The sequence below is a fragment of the Amycolatopsis sp. Hca4 genome (assembly GCF_013364075.1).
GTDB lineage: Bacteria > Actinomycetota > Actinomycetes > Mycobacteriales > Pseudonocardiaceae > Amycolatopsis.
Map to the genome: position 1 here is coordinate 10,684,736 of NZ_CP054925.1, position 17,547 is coordinate 10,702,282.

Below are 17,547 nucleotides of genomic sequence, written 5' to 3' on the forward strand. Positions count from 1 at the left end.
GTGGACCGTCCTGACATCGCCGTGATCGGCGCCGGCATCGGCGGGCTGACCCTGGGGCTGGCGCTGCGCCGGCACGGGATCCGCGCCCGGATCTACGAACAGGCACCCGAGCTCGGCGAGGTAGGCGCCGCGGTGGCGCTGGCCGCGAACGGCACGCGCATCCTGCGTGAACTCGGGCTGGGCTCCGCGCTCGAAGCGACCTCCGCGGTCCCGACCGAGCTCGTCTACCGCCACTGGTCCGACGCTCGCCGGGTGGCCGCGCACCCGGTGGGCAGGTGGTACGAAGACCGCTTCGGAGCCCCGTTCTGGGGCGTTCACCGAGCGCACCTGCAGCGGGCGCTGTCCCAGGCGTGGGGCACCGGCGATCTTCACCTGGGCAAGGAACTGGTCTCCCTGCGCCGGGAGGGGGACACGAGCGCGCTGACGTTCGCCGACGGCTCCACGGCCACGGCCGGGCTGGTGGTCGGCGCCGACGGCATCCGCTCGCGGGTGCGCGGGGCGATCACCGACGCGGCGCCCGTCTACTCGGGCACGAGCGGGTTCCGCGGCCTGGTCACCCGCGACGCCGTCCCCGACCTGCCCGATCCGGACGCCGTCCAGTTCTGGATGGGCCCGGACGCGCACCTGCTGCACTACGCCACCGGCGAGTTCATCAACTTCCTCGCCGTCGTCGAAGGGCCGGACCGGTGGGAGGCGCCAGGTGGTGTGGCGCCCGCTCCCGACGGCACGCTCGCCGGCATCTTCCGGGACTGGCACCCCGCCATCCGGACCATGGTCGGCGCCGTGCCCCAGGGCCCGCGGTGGGGACTGTTCGCCCTGCCACCGCTCGACCGGTGGAGCGCGGACGGCGTCGTCCTGCTCGGCGACGCCGCGCACGCGATGCTGCCGCACCACGGCCAGGGCGCCAACCAGACCATCGAGGACGCCGCGGTCCTGGCCGGCTGCCTGCACCGCTGCGACGACGTTCAGGTGGCCTTGCGGCACTACGAACGCCTGCGCCGCTGCCGGACCCGGCAGGTCCAGCGCAGTTCCTGGGTCACCTCGCCGCTGCTGCACCTGCCCGACGGCGACGCCGCCGCGAACCGCGACCGGCGGCTGCACCACCTCGTCGACGACTTCAGCTGGATCCACGCCTACGAACCGCTGCTCCCGGCCTGACCCGAAAGGCACCCCATGACCACACGCGACACCGCCGCCGCTCGCTTCGAGCTGGCGCACATGGCGCACGCCGAGCTGTACACCCCGGACCTCGAAGGCAGCCTCTGGTTCTTCACACAGCTGCTCGGCATGCGCGAAACCGGCCGCTCCCACGGTTCGGTCTACCTGCGCTGCTACGAGGACCCCTACCACCACAGCCTCAAGCTGACCGAGCGGGACCGGCCCGGTCTCGGCAACGTCGGCTGGCGCACCACCTCGGCCGAAGCCCTCGAACGCCGCGCCGCCGCCCTCGACGCCGCCGGTCTCGGCCTGGGGTGGACGAAGGGCGACCTCGGCGTGGGCCGCACCTTCGCCTTCCAAAGCCCCGACGGCCACCCGATGGAACTGGTCTGGGACGTCGAGAAGTACACCGCCCCCACCGAACTGCGCAGCCGCATCCTGACCCGCCGCTCTAAGCGCCCGTTGCAGGGCCTGCCGCCGCGCCGGCTCGACCACGTCAACCTGATGGCCTCCGACGTCACCGTCCAGAAAGAACTGTTCGAGCGCACCCTCGGGTTCGGCACTCGGGAACGGGTCGTCGACGGCGCGTCCGGCGGCACGGAGATCGGGGCGTGGATGAGCGTCAACGCGCTCGGCCACGAAATGGCGATCATGCGGGACCAGACCGGGAGCAAGGGACGGCTGCACCACCTGGCGTTCTGGTACGGCGTGCCCCAGCACAACACCGACGCCGCGGAGCTGTGCCGCGAGTACGGCATCCAGATCGAAGCCGGACCGGACGTGCACGGCATCACCCAGGGCGCCTTCCTGTACGTGTTCGAACCCGGCGGCAACCGCATCGAGCTGTTCGGCAACTCCGGCATCCTGCAGTTCGAACCCGACCACGAGACCGTGACGTGGGACCTCTCGGACTTCGACACCGGGCTGGCCATCGGCGGCGGCACCCTGCCGGCCGAGACCTACTTCGTCTACGGGACCCCGGGGATCGACGGCCAGGACAAGCTCCTCGCCGGCTGGCAGGACCGGGCGCTGGTCTGAAAGCGCGACGACGATGCCGGAACCAGTGCCGTCCGAGGATTCGGTGCTCGGCCGCAGCATGCAGCTGCTCGACGCGTTCGGCCCGGACGACGACGCCCTCACCTTGGCCGAGCTGCACCGGCGGACGGGGATGCCGAAGCCCACCGCCTACCGGCTGCTCAACCAGCTCGTCGGCTGGCGGCTGCTGGCGCGGGAGGCGAACGGCTACCGGCTGGGGCTGCGGTTGTTCGAGCTCGGCCAGCTCGTCCCGCGCCAGCGGGGGCTCCCGGATCTCGTCTCGCCGGTGCTGACCCGGCTGCATGCGAGCACCGGGCTCACCGTGCACCTCGCGGTGCTCGACGGGACGGATGTGGTGTACCTGCACAAGCTGGCGGCGCCGGACGGGCCGCCGATGTCCTCGCGCATCGGCGGCCGCCTGCCGGCGCACTGCACCGCGGTCGGCAAGGTCATGCTCGCCCACGCGCCGGCGGAGCACACCCACGCCGTCCTCGACCGGGGTCTGCACCGGCAATCGCCGCGCACGGTGGTCACCCCGGCGATGTTCCTCGGCCAGCTGGACGCCGCCCGCCGTCACGGGTACGCCCGGGACGACGAGGAGGCGAAGGTCGGCATCACCTGCGTGGCGGCGCCGCTGTTCGACGCCGGTCATCGCGTGGTTGCCGCGGTCTCGGTGACCGCCCGCACCTCTGATGCCCGGCACGCGACGTCGGTCCGGGCGGTCCGTCTTGCCGCGACGGCGGCAACGCAACGGCTGTCCGAGCGAGCCGTCACGGACCGCGCTCTGGCCGGGTGACGCTGTCTCAAGCCGTTTCGACGCCGTGCTCCGGAGCGGTCAACGGGAGGGCCCGGCCGTCGGCGTCGGTCGGGGCCCCGGCCCAGACGCGCAGCGCGTCCATGGCCGGACCGAGCCCGGCGCCGCGCTCGGTGAGCCGGTAGGTGACCGACACCGGCGGCCCTTCCCCGACCTCCCGCTCCACTAGGCCCGCCTCCTGCAATTCGGCCAGCCGCTCGGTCAGCACCCGCCGGGACAGCTGCGGGACGGCCGCGGCCAGCTCGCTGAAGCGCGCCGGCCGCTGCAGGAGCAAGTCCACCAGCAGGCCCATCCACCGCTTCCCGAGCAGGGCGAACACGTGCTCGGTGTACTGGCACAGGTGGAGGGGGGATCCGGTGTCGTGCATGCCACAAGCCTACGCTTGCGGAACTAAGTTTTAAAAAGTAACTTGGTCTTATCAAGTTACGTCTGCATGAAGGGGATCGACATGACCGCGAACACCTACCCCGCCGCCCGGCTCGACCGCAGCCGGGCCGTGCTCCTGCTCGTCGACCACCAGGTCGGGCTGCTGCTCGGCGTCCACGACCACGACCAGGAAGAACTGAGACGCAACGTCCTCGCGCTCGCCAAGATCGCGCAGGCCCAGGGGCTGCCGGTGATCGTGACCACCAGCGCGGACACCGGTCCCAACGGCGGCTTGCTCCCGGAACTGCAGGCCGTCCTGCCCGACGCGCAGGTCGTCCGGCGCCCCGGGGAGATCGACGCCTTCGACAACGCCGAGTTCGCGGCGGCGGTCAAGGCCACCGGCCGCGACCAGCTGATCGTCGCCGGGATCAGCACGGACGTGTGCGTCGCGTTCGCTGCGCTGTCCGGGGTCGACCGGGGCTACCAGGTCCACGCCGTGCTCGACGCCTCCGGCACGTGGAACGCGCTGGCTTCCCAGGCCGCGGCGCTGCGGATGCAGTCCGCCGGCGTGGTGCTCAACAGCACGGTCGCGGTGGCCGCCGAACTCCAGCACGACTGGCGTGAACAGGGTGGGCAAGAGCTGGCCGGAATCTTCGCGGAGCACGCCCTGCCCTTCTACGGCTCGCTGTTGTCCTTCGCGACGCCTCAGCCGGCCGGCGTCTGACCGGCTCTCGGGAAGGAGAACGACCATGGCACTTCCGGTCCTGTTCGGCGCCAACGTCGACCCCGTGTGGCAGGAGCCGAAAGCACCGCTGCGCCAGGCGCTGGCGGCCGAACGGCTGGGACTCGACCTGGTGACGGTGCAGGACCACCCGTACCAGGCCGCCTTCTACGACACGTGGACGCTGGTGACCTACCTGGTGGCGCGCACCGAGCGGATCACGCTGGTGCCGACCGTGTCCTCACTGCCGCTGCGCCCGCCCGCTGTGCTGGCCAAGTCGGCGGCCAGCCTGGACGTGCTGTCCGGCGGCCGGATCCAGCTGGGCCTCGGCGCCGGAGCGTTCTGGGAGGCGATCGAGGCGATGGGCGGGCCCCGGCGCAGCCGGAAGGAAGCGGTCGACGCGCTCACCGAAGCCGTGTCCGTGGTCCGGGCGATGTGGAGCGGGGAACGCAGCGTGCGCACCACCGGCGAGCACTACGCGGTGTCCGGCGTGCACCCCGGCCCGCACCCGGGGCCCGGTCTCGGGCTCTGGCTCGGCGCGTACGGACCGCGGACGCTGGCGCTGACCGGCGCCCGAGCCGACGGCTGGCTCCCGTCGCACGCCTACCTCGGGCTCGACCGCCTTCCGGATGCGGTGCGCCGGCTGGACGACGCGGCCGCCGAAGCCGGCCGGGACCCGGCGAGCCTGCGCAAGATCTACAACGTCGCCGGCCACATCGGCGGTGCCGATCGCGGCGCGTTCCACGGGCCACTGTCCCGCTGGCGCGACGACATCGCCACGACTGTCGCGGAGCACGGGATGAACGGGATCGTCTTCTGGCCCACCGATGACTACGGACGCCAGATGTCGGTGTTCGCCGAGGAACTGGTCCCGCTCGTGCGCGAAGACCTCGCCACGCGTGACCCGGCCCCGCAGATCGAGGAGTGATCATGCAGTTCGGAATTTTCACGATCGGCGACCTCGCGCGGGATCCCGCGACGGGTGCCGTGCCGACCGAATCGGAGCGCATCAAATCGATGGTGCGCCTCGCCCGTAAGGCCGAGGAGGTCGGCCTGGACGTGTTCGCGACGGGCGAGCACCACAACCCGCCGTTCGTGCCCTCGTCGCCGACCACGCTCCTGGGCTACGTCGCGGCGCAGACCAGCCGGATCCTGGTGTCGACGTCGACGACGCTGATCACCACGAACGACCCCGTCAAGATCGCCGAGGACTACGCGATGCTGCAGCACCTGGCCGACGGCCGGGTGGACCTGATGCTCGGCCGCGGCAACACCGGGCCGGTCTACCCGTGGTTCGGCAAGGACATCCGCGACGGCATCGCGCTCGCGGTGGAGAACTACGCGCTGCTGCGGCGGTTGTGGCGCGAGGACGTGGTGGACTGGGAGGGCAAGTTCCGCACCCCGCTGCAGGGCTTCACGTCGACGCCGCGGCCCCTGGACGGCGTACCACCCTTCGTCTGGCACGGCTCGATCCGCAGTCCCCAGATCGCCGAGCAGGCGGCTTACTACGGCGACGGGTTCTTCCACAACAACATCTTCTGGCCGCCCTCGCACACGCGAAAAATGATCGAGCTCTACCGCACCCGGTTCGAACACTACGGCCACGGTACGGCGGAGCAGGCCATCGTGGGTCTCGGCGGCCAGACGTACGTCCGCCCGAACTCCCAGGACGCCATCCGCGAGTTCCGGCCGTACTTCGACCATTCCCCGATCTACGGCGGCGGCCCCTCGCTCGAGGAGACGATGGACCAGACCCCGCTGTCGGTCGGCAGCCCCCAGCAGGTCATCGACCGCACGATGCGCTTCCGCGAGGACTTCGGCGACTACCAGCGCCAGCTGTTCAACGTCGACGGCATGGGCCTGCCACTGAAGACCGCGCTGGACCAGCTCGAGATGCTCGGCGCTGAAGTCGTTCCGGTGCTGCGGAAGGAGATGGACTCGTTGCGGCCGTCGCACGTCCCGGAGGCGCCGACCCACGCGTCGCTGAAGGCCGCCGCCGAACGGGCAGGGGAGTGACCGGCCGCACGGTCAACTCGGTTGCTGCCGCTCCGCGGTGGGCAACAGCACTCGGAACCTCGTGTCGCCGGGTTCGGACTCGACCCTCAAGTCGCCGTGGTGCCGCTCCACCACGATGCGCCAGGCGGCGTCCAAACCGAGCCCGGCGCCGTCATCGACGGGCTTCGTGGTGAAGAACGGTTCGAAGAACCGCCGTCGGTTCTCGGCCGGGATGCCGTGGCCGGTGTCGCGGATCTCGACGCACACCTGATCGGCGACCAGAGTGGGCCGGAGCGTCAGCGTGCCGGCACCGTTCATCGCCGCGACGGCGTTGTCGATGAGGTTCGTCCACACCTGGTTCAGCTCGGCCGGGTAGGCCGGGACGTGCGGCAGCCGGCGGTCGTAGTGTTCGGCCACCCGGATCCGTGAACCGATTTTGGTGTGGAGCACGGCCAGTGTGGCCTCCATCGTGGACGTCGATCCACGCGTACGGCGTCCGGTCCAGGCGGGCGTACTCCTGGGTGGCTCCGACGAGAGCCGACATGCGGGTGATCGCCTCCTGGATCTCGCTGAGGAGCAGCTGGGACTCCACCGCTTGAGCCAGCCAACGCAGGGCGTCGTTCGCGAACGAGGGACCGGCCGAGTGCGTGACCTCGGCCAAGTCGGCCGTGGTCACGCCCGCGCCGGCGAAGATGGAGGCTGCCTCCCACCCTTGCTCCAGCGCATGGGTCTCCAGCCAGCCGTCGATCTCGTCCTCTCGGTCTGTCCGTTGGAGCGCGGTCGAAGAAGGAGGAGACGACAACCGGTTGACCAGCCGGTCTCGCTGCCGCAGCAACTCCCGGAGTGCGCTTGGACCAACGCCGTCCTCGATGAGCCGCACGAACGCGACCTGCGCCGCGGTGGCCTGCCGCCGCAAGGCCGCGGTGGCGCGCTCGGCGGCCGCTGCCGGGTTGTTCAGCTCATGGGTCAAGCCCGCCGACAACTGCCCGAGAGCCAGCAGCTGACGTCTGCGGCCGACGATCGCGTCCGAGGTGAGCCAGCTCGCGTACGAGCCTTCCAGCAGGTGCGCGGACATCGGGAACCAGCTGCGGAACTGCGTGGCGAGTTCCTCGGCCGGCAGGGTCAGCAGGACCAGGTCGGTAAGCGCGTACACCGACGTCGGATACTTCTGGTGTGCTTCGGTGTGGAAGAACCGGATGGCGCCGCAGTAGGCTCCGTGTCGGCCGGAGCGTTTCAGCTCGACCTCGCCGCCGGTGTCAGCGACGAGTGTCCGAGCAGCCAGTCGAGCTGGGCATCGGACAGGCTGCTGAAGAGGAACAGTTCCCTGAGCGAGGACCGGCTCAGGTCCCGGGTTCCGGCGGTCATCGACGATCGTCGAGGTCGTAACCCGCCGAAGCGAGGATCGGCGCGAGTTCCGCTTCGGTCCAGCGCGGGGTGATGTGCTGGGGGCAGTTCCAGTCGTAGCCGCGCACGCTGACAGTGATGATCCGCTCCACCTGGGCCCGGTAACCCGGGAGCGCGACCCTCTCCAGCAGCGGGGCAGCCTCTTCCGTCCGGGCATCGTGAGAGTGGGCTTCTCCCAGGATCTTGAGGCGTTGCTGGTGTGGGTAGTCCATGAGGAACAGCGACACCTTGGCGGAGGCGCCGAGGTTCCCCACGGACACGTACTGGCGATTGCCCCGGAAGTCGGCCCAGGCGAGCTGGCTCGCGCCGCCTTCCACGCCGAGCACCTTGAGGAAGCCGGGCGGCCCGCCGCGGTGCTGGACGTACGGCCAGCCGGTTTCGCCGACGGTGCCGAGGTAGAAGCTGTCCCGCTCGGCGATGAAGCCGATCTCGTCATCGCCGAGGACACCGTCGGTGGGCCAGCCGCTGATCATCCGCTGGACGGCGGAGTAGCTGCCGTACTGCTTCTGCGCGGCTTCGACGGACGGCGTCGTCAGTGTGGTGAGGTACCGGTGCGGCATGGTGGTCTCCAAAGGTCGGTTCTGTCGCGTACCGGACCCATGGTGATCGGGATGGCGACCGGCAGCGCCCGTCGAATGACGGTGACGGTTACCGGGCACCGGTCTCGCGAAGGTGCGCCATCGAGTCGCCGCCTATGAACCAGTGCTCGGCGCGGCATTCGGTGAGCACGACGCGAATCGATTCCCGCTTCGCGTCGATGGCCTGCTCGGCGGCGGTGGTGAGTGCTTCGCCCAGCGCGCGGAGCTGCTCGGGGGAGCGCCCTTCGACGAGCGTCACCTGGATGAGGGGCATGTGTGTGTGCCTTCCGGTAGTGGTTCAGCGGCAGCCCAGCTCGACCGAGCCGAGCCGGTCGATCGAGGCGACGACGACATCTCCCGAGACCACGGGGACGGCCGCGGTCAGTCCACCTGACAGCACGATTTCACCCGCCTGCAGTCCCTCGCCTTCCGCCCACAGTTGCCGTGCGAGCCAAGCCACGGCGGAGGCAGGGTGCCCGAGTACCGCGGCACCGGATGCCGTGGCCGAGACTTTTCCGTTCTTCTCCAGCACCACGCCCACCAGGCGGAGGTCGATGCCCTGCGGATCCACCGGTGTTCCGACCACGTACCGGCCGGCGGAGGTGTTGTCGGCGACGACGTCGGCCATCGTGAACCGGTAGTCGGTGTAGCGGGAGTCGAGTACTTCGATCCCGACCGCGACGCCACGGCAGGCGGCGAGCACGTCCGCGGTGGTGACGTGCGGTCCGGCGAGTTCGCGGCCGAGGATGAAGACGATCTCCGGTTCGCACCGCGGCTGGATCAGCTTTGCCGTGTCCAGCGAGTCGCCCAGGTCGATCGCGTCCGCTGCGGCGAGGTACCCGTACACGGGGGAGGAGACGCCGACCTGGGCCTGCTTGGCCCGTGACGTCACGCCCAGCTTGCTGCCGGCCAAGGGACCGGCAGCAGCCCTCAGCTTGCGCTGCACGCGGTAGGCGGTCTCGAGGTCGAGTTCGGGGGATCCGGCGGATAGGCTGGGGATGGCGGTGCGATCGGTGACCGCTTTCGCCAGCTGCGCGGCCCATTTGCTGACGTTGTTCATTCGCTCACCCTCACGGTCACCGGCCCGAGCCGGTCGAACTCGGCGCGGAAGACGTCCCCCGGGGCCATGGGGACAGCCGCGTGCAGCGCGCCCGTCATGATCAGGTGGCCGGGTTCGAGGGCTACTCCATCGGCGCCCAGGACGTTGGCGAGCCAGGCGACGACGGCGACCGGGTCACCCAGGGCAGCCGCGCCCGCGCCGGTGTCGATCACCTCGCCGTTGCGGGTCAGCGTCATGCCCACCAGCCGGGTGTCGAACCCGTTGACCGGAACTATCCGGCTCGACGTGGCCACCGCGCCGTTGGACGCCAAATCGGCCACCGTGTCGGCGAGCCGGATGCGCCAGTCCGCGATCCGGGAGTCGACGATCTCCATCCCGGCCACCGCGCCGGCGATCGCCGCACGCGCTTGCGTGACGGTGACTCCGGGGCCTTCGAGGCGGTCGCCGAGGACGAACACGATCTCGGCTTCGAGTTTCGGCGCGATGAATCGGCTGAGCGGGATTTCGTCGCCATCGCGGTAGACGGTGGACAGCAGCACCGGCCCGTAGTCCGGTGAATCGACGCCGATCATCTTCTGCATCGGCTCGGAGGTCAGCCCGACCTTGTGTCCGACGATGCGGTCGCCGTCGGCGAGCAGCAGGTCGATCAGCTCACGCTGGACCGCATAGCCGTCGGCCATCCCGAGAGCCGGCTCGTCGTCGGTGAACGGCGGGATCGGGGTGCGGGTGCGGCGGGCGTCGTAGAGGGCGCGGGCCTTGTCCTGCGTGCCTTTCACGGCTGATCCTGGATGGCCATGACCACGGCCTTGGGCTCGGTGAAGAACTCGCGGCTGAAGTTGCCGCCTTCCCGGCCCCAGCCCGAGTCGCCGACACCACCGAACGGCGCCCGCAGGTCACGGACGAAGAAACAGTTCGTCCACACCGTGCCCGCGCGCAACGCCGCGGAGACCCGGTGGGCACGGGAGAGGTTCTCGGTGAACACCATGGCGTTGAGACCGAACGGCGAGTCGTTCGCCGACCGGACGGCCTCGGTCTCGGTGTCGAACGGCGTGATCGTCACGACGGGCCCGAAGACCTCCTGGCACTGCAGCGGCGAACCCGCGGGAACCTCGGACACGATCGTCGGCCGGATCACCCAGCCCTCGCCGTGCCCGCCGGTGAGCACCTTGCCGCCGGGGTCGTCAAGGTAGCCGGACACCTTGCGGAAGTGGGTCTCCGACGCCAGCGGACCGACCTGCGTGGCCGGGTCCCGCGGGTCGCCGATCACCAGGGCCTCGGCGGCGGCGACGAACCGGGCTGTGAACTCCTCGAGCACCGGGCGCTCGACGAAGAGACGGGAGCCCGCCAGACAGACCTGTCCGGCGTTGGTGAAGATCGCCTTGATCGACCAGTCGACGGCGTTGTCCAGGTCGGCGTCGGCGAACACCAGGTTGGCGCCCTTACCGCCGAGTTCGAGACTCACCGGGGTCAGGTTGCGCGCCGCGGCGGCGGTGATGATCCGGCCGGTGCCGGACTCGCCGGTGAAGGTGATCCGGTCGACCCGCGGATCGGTGGTGAGAGCCTCACCGGCCGACGCCGGGCCGTTGCCGTGCACCACGTTGAACACGCCCGGCGGGAATCCGGCCTCCAGCGCGAGCCGGGCCAGGATCGTCGCGCTGGCCGGGGAATCCTCGGCCGGCTTGAGGACGACGGTGTTGCCCCACGCGAGAGCGGGTGCGACCTTCCACGTCTCCAGCATCAGCGGGAAGTTCCAGGGTGCGATCGCGGAGACCACCCCGGCCGGCTCGAAGCGGGCGTAGGCGTGGTGCCCGGTGTCCGACGGATAGGCCTCGGAGGTCGCGAGCCGGGCGTGGTCGGCGAAGAACCGGAAGTTCCGCGCTGCCCGGGGGACGTCCTTGTCCCGGGCGTCGGCGACCGGTTTGCCCATGTCGTGGGAGTCGGCGAGCGCCAGCTCGTCGGCGTGCGCCTCGACGAGGTCGGCGAGCCGGTGCAGCAGCGCACCGCGTTCGGCGTACCCCATGCGCGGCCACGGTCCCTCGTCGAACGCGCGCCGGGCGGCGGCGACGGCGAGGCCGGCCTCGGCCGGTCCGCCGAAGGCCACGTCGGCCCACGGCTCGCGCGTCCACGGGTCGATCGAGTCGAACCGCGAGCCGTCGAGCGAGTCGCGCTCCCGGCCGTCGATGATGTGCCCGAACGAGGTCATCGCCGTTCACCTGCCAGTTCGATCGCCACGTCGATGATCATGTCTTCCTGGCCGCCGACCAGGCCGAGCTCGCCGCATCGCCGGAGGATGTCGGGGGCGGGCACCTTGTACCGCTCGGCGGCCGCCTCGGCGTGCAGCAGGAACGACGAGTACACCCCGGCCCAGCCCTGCACGACGGCGTTGCGGTCCATCTTCGGCCACCGGGTCAGGTAGGGACGCACGATGTCTTCGGCCGCGTCCAGCAGGGCGGCGACGTCGAGCCCCGTGTCGATCCCGAGGCGGTCGAACACCGCGGCGAGGACCTCGGTCGGGCTGTTGCCCGCCCCGGCGCCCAGTGCGCACAGCGATCCGTCGATGTACCGGACGCCGGCCTCGTGCGCGATGACGGAGTTGGCCACGCCGAAGGACAGGTTCTGGTGGCCGTGGTAGCCGACCCACGCTTCGTCGCCGACTTCCGCGACGAGAGCCTCGAATCGGGCCCGGGCTTCGTGCATGAGCAGGGCACCCGCGGAGTCGGTGCAGTACGGTGCCTGGCAGCCAGCCTCGACCATGATCCGGGCCTGCTTCGCCAGGACTTCCGGCGATACGCGGTGGGCCATCATGAGGAACCCGGCGGTCTCCATCCCGAGGTCGCGGGCGGCGGTGAAGTGCTGCGGGGAGACGTCGGCCTCGGTGGAGTGCGTGGCGACCCGGACCATGCCGGCGCCGTGGTCGCGCGCCCGCTTGAGGTCGTCGACCGTGCCGATCCCCGGAACCAGGAGCACCGCGATCTTCGCCTGCTTCGCTTCCTCGCGAGCGGCAGCGATCAGGCGCATTTCGTCGGTGAGGGAGAAGCCGTAGTTGAACGACGAGCCCCCGAGCCCGTCGCCGTGGGTGACCTCGATGACCTCGACGCCGGCGCGGTCGAGGGCCCGCACGGTGTCGCGGACCTGCGTCTCGGTGAACCGGTGCGCCATGGCGTGCGAGCCGTCGCGCAGGGTGGTGTCGACGATCCGCACGGCGTGCGGCAGTGCGGGCCTCATGCGGACACCCCCAGCTTCGCCCGGGCCATCAGCTCGCCGACGCGAGCGGCGGCGGCCGTCATGATGTCGAGGTTGCCGGCGTAGGGCGGCAGGTAGTCGCCATTGCCCTTGACCTCGAGGAACAGCGCGACGCGGGCGTGCCCGCCCCAGGCCTCGCGGGGTTCGTCGAACTGCGGCTCCGCCCGCAGGGCGTAGCCGGGGACGTACTCCTGGACCTGCGCCACCAGTTCGTGGACCGAAGCCGTGATCGCCGCGCGGTCGGCGTCGGCGCCGATCATGCAGAACACGGTGTCGCGCATGATCATCGGTGGCTCGACCGGGTTGAGGATGATGATCGCCTTTCCCCGGCCGGCCCCGCCGACCTCCGCGACGGCGCTGCCGGTGGTCTGCGTGAACTCGTCGATGTTCGCGCGGGTGCCGGGTCCGGCGCCGCGGGACGCGACCGACGCGACGATCTCGGCGTAGGGCACCGGGGTGATCCGCGAGACGGCGTGCACCATGGGGATGGTGGCCTGCCCGCCGCAGGTGATCATCGAGACGTTGGGCGCGTCCAGGTGCGCGTGCAGGTTGACCGGCGGGCACACCATCGGTCCAAGGTGGGCCGGGGTGAGGTCGACCGCCTGGATCCCGGCTTTCGCGTACCGGGGTGCGTTCGCGATGTGGGCTTTCGCGGACGTCGCTTCGAACACGATCTCCGGCAGCGGGTCCTGCCGCAGCAGCCACTCCACGCCTTCCGCGGACGCCTCGATGCCCTGCGCGCGGGCCCGCGCCAGGCCGTCCGACTCCACCACGCCGACCACGTAGCGGACGTCGATCACCAGGCTTCGCTGCAGCTTGGCCAGCAGATCGGTGCCGATGTTGCCCGGTCCCACGATCGCCGCCGTCACTTTCGTTCGGCTCATGCGATCCAGGTTCGCCTGCGCGGCCGTCGATCCGAAGCGGGCCGTTTCTCTCACCGAAACGGTCACCGTTGACGCTGCCGCGGAGCCGGTATTCACTGCGCTCCTCCCGGCGGACAACGACGATTGCGAGGGACACCGTGGGCGAAATTCTCGGGATCGGTGTGACGCACTACCCACCACTGTCCGGAGTGGACGAAGACATGGCGTGGCTGCTGCGGAAGAACCTCCAGGATCCGCTCGTGCCCGAGCACGCCAAGGACGTGGCTTCCTGGCCTGAGCGGATGCGGGAGGAATGGGGTGCCGACGAGGGCCGGGCCGCGGCCGGCCGGCACCGGGAACAGCTGGTGTCCGCGCTCGACCACTGCCGCGCCGAAATCGACGCCTTCGAACCGGACGTCGTCGTGATCTGGGGCGACGACCAGTACGAGAACTTCCGCGAGGACATCATCCCGCCGTATGCGGTCCTGGCCTACCCGGACCTGACGATCAAGCCGTGGGCGACCATGGCGCACTCGTCGGGCATGGACGACAAGCCGAACGTGTGGAACGAAGGCCCCGACACAGCGCTGGAGGTGAAGGGCGCGCCGGACATCGCGCGGTCACTCGCGAAAGCCCTGCTCGAGCAGGGGATCGACGTCTCGTACGCGTATCAGCCGCTCCACCAGGAGGGATTCGCGCACGCGTTCCTCAACACCCTGCTCTACCTCGACTACCACCGCCGCGGGTTCCCCTACCCGGTCATCGCGTTCCCGCTCAACTGCTACGGCTCGCTCGTCGTGGCGAACAAGGGGTTCGCGGTGTCCCTCGGCGAGAAACCCGGGCAGCTCGACCCGCCGTCGCCGCCGCCGTGGCGGTTCATGGAGGTGGGCCGGGCCGTGGCGCGGGCGTTCGCCGCCACCGACCTGCGGGTCGCCCTCGTCGCGTCCTCCAGCTGGAGCCACGCCTTCAACACCGACAAGACGTGGCGGCTGCAGCCCGACGTCGCCGCCGACCGCCGGTTGTACGACGCGATGGTGCGCGGCGAGTACGACGTCTGGCGCACCCGGACGACGGCGGAGATCGAAGACAGCGGGCAGCAGGAGCTGCTCAACTGGTACACGCTCGTCGGCGCCATGGAGGAACTCGGCCGCCGGAAGCCGGACTGGAGTGTGTTCGAGGAGTCCTACGTCTTCAACTCCTCCAAGGTGTTCGCGGTCTACCGGCCGTGAAACCGAACCAGCACCGCGTGCTTCGGATGGCGGCCAGGGCCTTATCCGGAGGGGGACTCGTCACGGCGTACGGGCATTGCTCGGTCCGCCGTGACGAGTCCACGTTCCTCGTCACGCCGGTCGTCCCGCTGGGACAGATCGGGCGCCGACCCGGGATCGTCGTCGCGGTGACCGGTGAGCTGCCCGACGATGTTCCAGGCGAGGTGCGGCTGCACCAGGCGATCTACCGGCGCAGACCCGACGTCGGCGGCATCGCGCGGGTCCTGCCGACTGCGGTGCGGGCGCTGTCGGCCTCCGGGTGCACCGCGCGTCCGCTCGACGGGACCGGGGCGTACTTCGCTCCGGGACCGCCGTTGTGGCCCGACCCCCGGCTGGTCCGGACGGAGGCGGCCGCGGCGGCGGTGGCGGAAGCACTGCGGGACGCGCCGGCGATCGTGCTCCGCGGCAACGGCGCGGTCGTCGTGGGCGGGTCCTTGCAGCGGGCCGTGGTCCTCGCGCAGTTCCTCGAGACCGCCAGCGAACTGGACCTGGCCGTGCGGGCCACCGGCGCCGACGCCGTCGAATTCAGCCCAGACGAAGTCGCGGCGCGTGCGGTGTGGACCGGCGGAATCGAGGAGCGCATGTGGGCCTACCTCACCCGCGGCGATCCCGAAGCCCGACGCGTCGCGCGAGGTAAGGGCCGGTGACGCTGGCGGGGTCGGTGGCGACCTTGTCCGGCGTTCCCTGGGCGACGATGCGGCCGCCGCCGGGGCCGCCGACGGGACCCAGGTCCAGCACGTGGTCGGCCGCGGCGATCAGGTCGAGGTCGTGGTCGATGACGACGACGGTGGCCCCGGCGTCCAGGAGGCGGCCGAACACCGCCACCAGGGTGCGGATGTCGGCCGGGTGCAGTCCGGTCGAGGGCTCGTCGAGCACGTACAGCACGTCGCGCTGGCTGCTGCGCAGGCGCGCGGCAATGCGCAGGCGCTGGGACTCCCCGCCGGACAGGGCGGGCGTCGGCTCGCCCAGCCGCAGGTATCCCAGCCCCACCTCGGCCACGGGCCGCAGCGGCCGGACGACGGCAGGCACGTCGGCGTAGCGTTCCAGGGCTTCGTCGACGGTCAGTGCGAGGACTTCGGCGATGGTGAGATCGTCCACACGTGACTCGAGCGTCTTCTCGCCGAACCGCGCGCCGTGGCACGTGGGGCACTCCACCGCGATGTCGGGCAGGTACTGCACGTCCAGGTCGATCGAGCCGAGGCCCTTGCACGTCGGGCACTGGCCTTCCTTGGTGTTGAAGGAGAACTGCCCGGCAGCCTGGCCGGTCGTGGCGGCGAACCGCGCGCGGATGGCGTCGAAGGCACCGGTGTAGGTGCCCGGGGTGGACCGGGCGTTGAGGCCGATGGGCGTCGCGTCGATCTCCACGACGCCGCGCAGCCGTCCCAGGTTCAGCCCTGCGACGTGACCGGGCAGTGACGTGCCGGCCAGCTGCGCTCGGGCCGCGGGGACCAGGCTTTCCAGCACCAGCGCGGTCTTGCCCGCGCCGGACGGCCCGGCGATCGCGGTGAGCCGGTTGAGCGGGAACGCGGCCGTCACGCCGGAGAGGTTGTGGAGGCGGCTGACGGTGATGGTGGCCGCTTCGCCGGTGCCCGGCCGGGGCACACGTTCGACCGTCTCGCGGCCCGTAAGGAACGGGCCGATGATGGACCGCTCGTCGGCTTCGATCTCGGCCGGGGTCCCCTGGGCGACGACCGTGCCGCCCTGCCGTCCGGCGCCGGGACCCAGCTCGATGATCCAGTCGGCGGTGCGGATGACGTCGAGGTCGTGCTCGACCAGCACCACCGAGTTGCCGTTGCGCACCAGGGCGTCGATGGCCTTGCGCAGGCCCGCGACGTTACTCGGGTGCAGCCCGACGGACGGCTCGTCCAGGACGTACAGCATGCCGGTGGTACTCGCGTGGACGGTCGAGGTGAGCTCGATGCGCTGCCGCTCGCCCGTGGACAACGTCGACCCGGCCCGGTCCAGGGTCAGGTAGCCGAGGCCGAGCTCCAGCAGCGGGGTGAGCGCACCGGTGAGCTCACCGACCAGGCCGGTGGTCAGCCGGTCCAGTTCGGCGGGCAGCAGCGCGGGCAGGCCGGCGGCGAACTCGGCGAGGTGGTCGAGGTCCTGTGCGCTGATCTCGGCGAGGTCGCGGCCGTCCAGGTGGCTGGTCAGCGCTTCGGGCCGCAGCCGGGAGCCGTGGCAGACCGGGCAGGTGTGCGTGACGAGGAACTTGCTGTTCTCCGACCGGCGGGCAGCGGTGATGGCGTTGTCGTAGGTGACGTCCAGGGTCACCTGCCTGCCGTTGCGGCCGGAGACGACGACTTGCTGCTGCACGGGTTCGCCGTGCATGACGAAGTCCTGCTCCCGGGCGGTGAGCTCGCGGTACGGCACGTCCAGCCGTACGCCCAGCTCGCCGGCGGCGTACCGGCTCAGCCGCCGCCCGCCGACGTTCCACGACAGCACCGCCCCCTCGTCGAGCGTCTTGCCCGGGTCCGGAACGAGCGCCGCGGGGTCGACCTCGGTGCGCACGCCCGTCCCGTCGCAGCCCGGGCACGCACCGAGGGAGTTGAACGCGAACGACTCCGCGCCCGGGTGCTCGAACCGCACCCCGCACACCGGGCACCCGATCTCCATCCCTTGCGTGGCGACCGTCGGTGGCACGCCGTGGCCGTTGGGGCAGCGGTGCGTGCCCAGGCGCGACATGATGAGACGCAGGATGTTGAAGACCTCGCTCATCGTCCCGACCGTGCTGCGCGGTCCGGGAACCGGTGGCCGTTGCCGCAGCGCGAGCGCCGGGGGCAGGTGGTCGATGCGGTCGGCGTCCGGCCGCTGGGCCTGGCCGATCCGCCGCCTGCTGTAGGTACTGAGGCCTTCGAGGAACCGGTGCAGCCCCTCGGCGTACAGCGTCCCCATGGCGAGCGACGTCTTCCCCGACCCCGACACCCCGGCCACCGCCACCGTCTGCCACAGCGGCACATCGACGTCGAGGTCGCGCAGCGAGTTGTGCCGCACGCCGCGGACTTCGATCGCGCGGGGGAGGTGGTCGGGCCGGGGTGTCAT

The 17,547-nt window shown here is 70.9% G+C and carries 19 protein-coding genes and 1 pseudogene; 9 read left to right on the forward strand and 11 right to left on the reverse strand.

Features of this window, described 5'->3' with window-relative positions; translation table 11 throughout:
* Genes HUT10_RS48460 through HUT10_RS48470 form a run of 3 tightly spaced genes read left to right on the forward strand, consistent with a single transcriptional unit; the run spans position 1 to position 2,989 of the window.
* Positions 1-1,158 (forward strand): FAD-dependent monooxygenase, encoded by a 1,158-nt coding sequence (locus HUT10_RS48460; protein WP_254897389.1) that lies wholly within the window; start codon positions 1-3, stop codon positions 1,156-1,158.
* Positions 1,159-1,173: 15 nt separating this feature from the next.
* A complete protein-coding gene (locus HUT10_RS48465; RefSeq protein WP_176177371.1) occupies positions 1,174-2,196 on the forward strand; it encodes a VOC family protein in 1,023 nt (340 codons plus the stop codon).
* Positions 2,197-2,209: 13 nt separating this feature from the next.
* Positions 2,210-2,989 (forward strand): IclR family transcriptional regulator, encoded by a 780-nt coding sequence (locus HUT10_RS48470; RefSeq protein ID WP_176177372.1) that lies wholly within the window; start codon positions 2,210-2,212, stop codon positions 2,987-2,989.
* Positions 2,990-2,996: 7 nt separating this feature from the next.
* Here the strand turns inward: HUT10_RS48470 and HUT10_RS48475 are convergent, their stop codons facing one another.
* On the reverse strand, positions 2,997-3,374 hold the full coding sequence (locus HUT10_RS48475) for a helix-turn-helix domain-containing protein (protein ID WP_176177373.1): 378 nt from the start codon (positions 3,372-3,374) through the stop codon (positions 2,997-2,999).
* A gap of 81 nt (positions 3,375-3,455) precedes the next feature.
* On the opposite strand from HUT10_RS48475, the gene HUT10_RS48480 reads away from it, so the two are divergent.
* Genes HUT10_RS48480 through HUT10_RS48490 form a run of 3 tightly spaced genes read left to right on the forward strand, consistent with a single transcriptional unit; the run spans position 3,456 to position 6,110 of the window.
* Positions 3,456-4,097, forward strand: coding sequence for an isochorismatase family protein (locus HUT10_RS48480; protein WP_176177374.1), 642 nt, complete (start codon positions 3,456-3,458; stop codon positions 4,095-4,097).
* A 25-nt stretch (positions 4,098-4,122) separates the two neighbouring features.
* Complete coding sequence (locus HUT10_RS48485) at positions 4,123-5,022, forward strand: LLM class flavin-dependent oxidoreductase (RefSeq protein WP_176177375.1); 900 nt, start codon at positions 4,123-4,125, stop codon at positions 5,020-5,022.
* A gap of 2 nt (positions 5,023-5,024) precedes the next feature.
* Positions 5,025-6,110, forward strand: a complete 1,086-nt coding sequence (locus HUT10_RS48490) for an LLM class flavin-dependent oxidoreductase (RefSeq protein ID WP_176177376.1) — start codon at positions 5,025-5,027, stop codon at positions 6,108-6,110.
* Between the two features lie 12 nt (positions 6,111-6,122).
* Here HUT10_RS48490 and HUT10_RS51680 read toward each other — a convergent pair whose 3' ends face one another.
* Positions 6,123-6,506 (reverse strand): ATP-binding protein, encoded by a 384-nt coding sequence (locus HUT10_RS51680; protein WP_254897390.1) that lies wholly within the window; start codon positions 6,504-6,506, stop codon positions 6,123-6,125.
* Positions 6,507-6,958: 452 nt separating this feature from the next.
* Between HUT10_RS51680 and HUT10_RS51990 the strand changes: the two genes are divergently transcribed.
* Positions 6,959-7,093, forward strand: a complete 135-nt coding sequence (locus HUT10_RS51990) for a hypothetical protein (RefSeq protein WP_303247023.1) — start codon at positions 6,959-6,961, stop codon at positions 7,091-7,093.
* 229 nt (positions 7,094-7,322) lie between these two features.
* Here the strand turns inward: HUT10_RS51990 and HUT10_RS51995 are convergent, their stop codons facing one another.
* From HUT10_RS51995 to HUT10_RS48530, 8 genes and pseudogenes are all read right to left on the reverse strand, one after another.
* Positions 7,323-7,454, reverse strand: coding sequence for a hypothetical protein (locus HUT10_RS51995; RefSeq protein WP_303247024.1), 132 nt, complete (start codon positions 7,452-7,454; stop codon positions 7,323-7,325).
* Positions 7,451-8,053, reverse strand: a complete 603-nt coding sequence (locus HUT10_RS48500) for a pyridoxamine 5'-phosphate oxidase family protein (RefSeq protein WP_176177377.1) — start codon at positions 8,051-8,053, stop codon at positions 7,451-7,453. The genes HUT10_RS51995 and HUT10_RS48500 overlap by 4 nt, the downstream gene beginning before the upstream one ends.
* An 88-nt stretch (positions 8,054-8,141) precedes the next feature.
* A pseudogene (locus HUT10_RS48505) lies at positions 8,142-8,348 on the reverse strand (4-oxalocrotonate tautomerase family protein); the annotation flags it as partial.
* A gap of 21 nt (positions 8,349-8,369) precedes the next feature.
* On the reverse strand, positions 8,370-9,131 hold the full coding sequence (locus tag HUT10_RS48510) for a 2-keto-4-pentenoate hydratase (protein ID WP_176177379.1): 762 nt from the start codon (positions 9,129-9,131) through the stop codon (positions 8,370-8,372).
* Positions 9,128-9,907, reverse strand: a complete 780-nt coding sequence (locus tag HUT10_RS48515; RefSeq protein ID WP_176177380.1) for a 2-keto-4-pentenoate hydratase — start codon at positions 9,905-9,907, stop codon at positions 9,128-9,130. The genes HUT10_RS48510 and HUT10_RS48515 overlap by 4 nt, the downstream gene beginning before the upstream one ends.
* Positions 9,904-11,334 (reverse strand): aldehyde dehydrogenase, encoded by a 1,431-nt coding sequence (locus HUT10_RS48520; RefSeq protein WP_176177381.1) that lies wholly within the window; start codon positions 11,332-11,334, stop codon positions 9,904-9,906. Before HUT10_RS48520 ends, HUT10_RS48515 begins: the two co-directional genes overlap by 4 nt.
* Complete coding sequence (gene dmpG / locus HUT10_RS48525; protein ID WP_176177382.1) at positions 11,331-12,356, reverse strand: 4-hydroxy-2-oxovalerate aldolase; 1,026 nt, start codon at positions 12,354-12,356, stop codon at positions 11,331-11,333. The genes HUT10_RS48520 and dmpG overlap by 4 nt, the downstream gene beginning before the upstream one ends.
* Positions 12,353-13,258 carry an acetaldehyde dehydrogenase (acetylating) gene (locus tag HUT10_RS48530; RefSeq protein WP_176177383.1) on the reverse strand — a complete coding sequence of 302 codons (906 nt, stop codon included), beginning with the start codon at positions 13,256-13,258 and terminating at the stop codon, positions 12,353-12,355. Before HUT10_RS48530 ends, dmpG begins: the two co-directional genes overlap by 4 nt.
* A gap of 161 nt (positions 13,259-13,419) precedes the next feature.
* Here HUT10_RS48530 and HUT10_RS48535 point away from each other — a divergent pair, with 161 nt between their 5' ends.
* Positions 13,420-14,466: an extradiol ring-cleavage dioxygenase gene (locus HUT10_RS48535; RefSeq protein ID WP_254897391.1), complete on the forward strand. Its 1,047-nt coding sequence runs from the start codon at positions 13,420-13,422 to the stop codon at positions 14,464-14,466.
* A complete protein-coding gene (locus tag HUT10_RS48540; protein WP_217709726.1) occupies positions 14,463-15,152 on the forward strand; it encodes a class II aldolase/adducin family protein in 690 nt (229 codons plus the stop codon). The genes HUT10_RS48535 and HUT10_RS48540 overlap by 4 nt, the downstream gene beginning before the upstream one ends.
* On the opposite strand, the gene HUT10_RS48545 is transcribed toward HUT10_RS48540, so the two are convergent.
* A complete protein-coding gene (locus HUT10_RS48545; RefSeq protein WP_176177385.1) occupies positions 15,100-17,547 on the reverse strand; it encodes an excinuclease ABC subunit UvrA in 2,448 nt (815 codons plus the stop codon). The genes HUT10_RS48540 and HUT10_RS48545 overlap by 53 nt on opposite strands.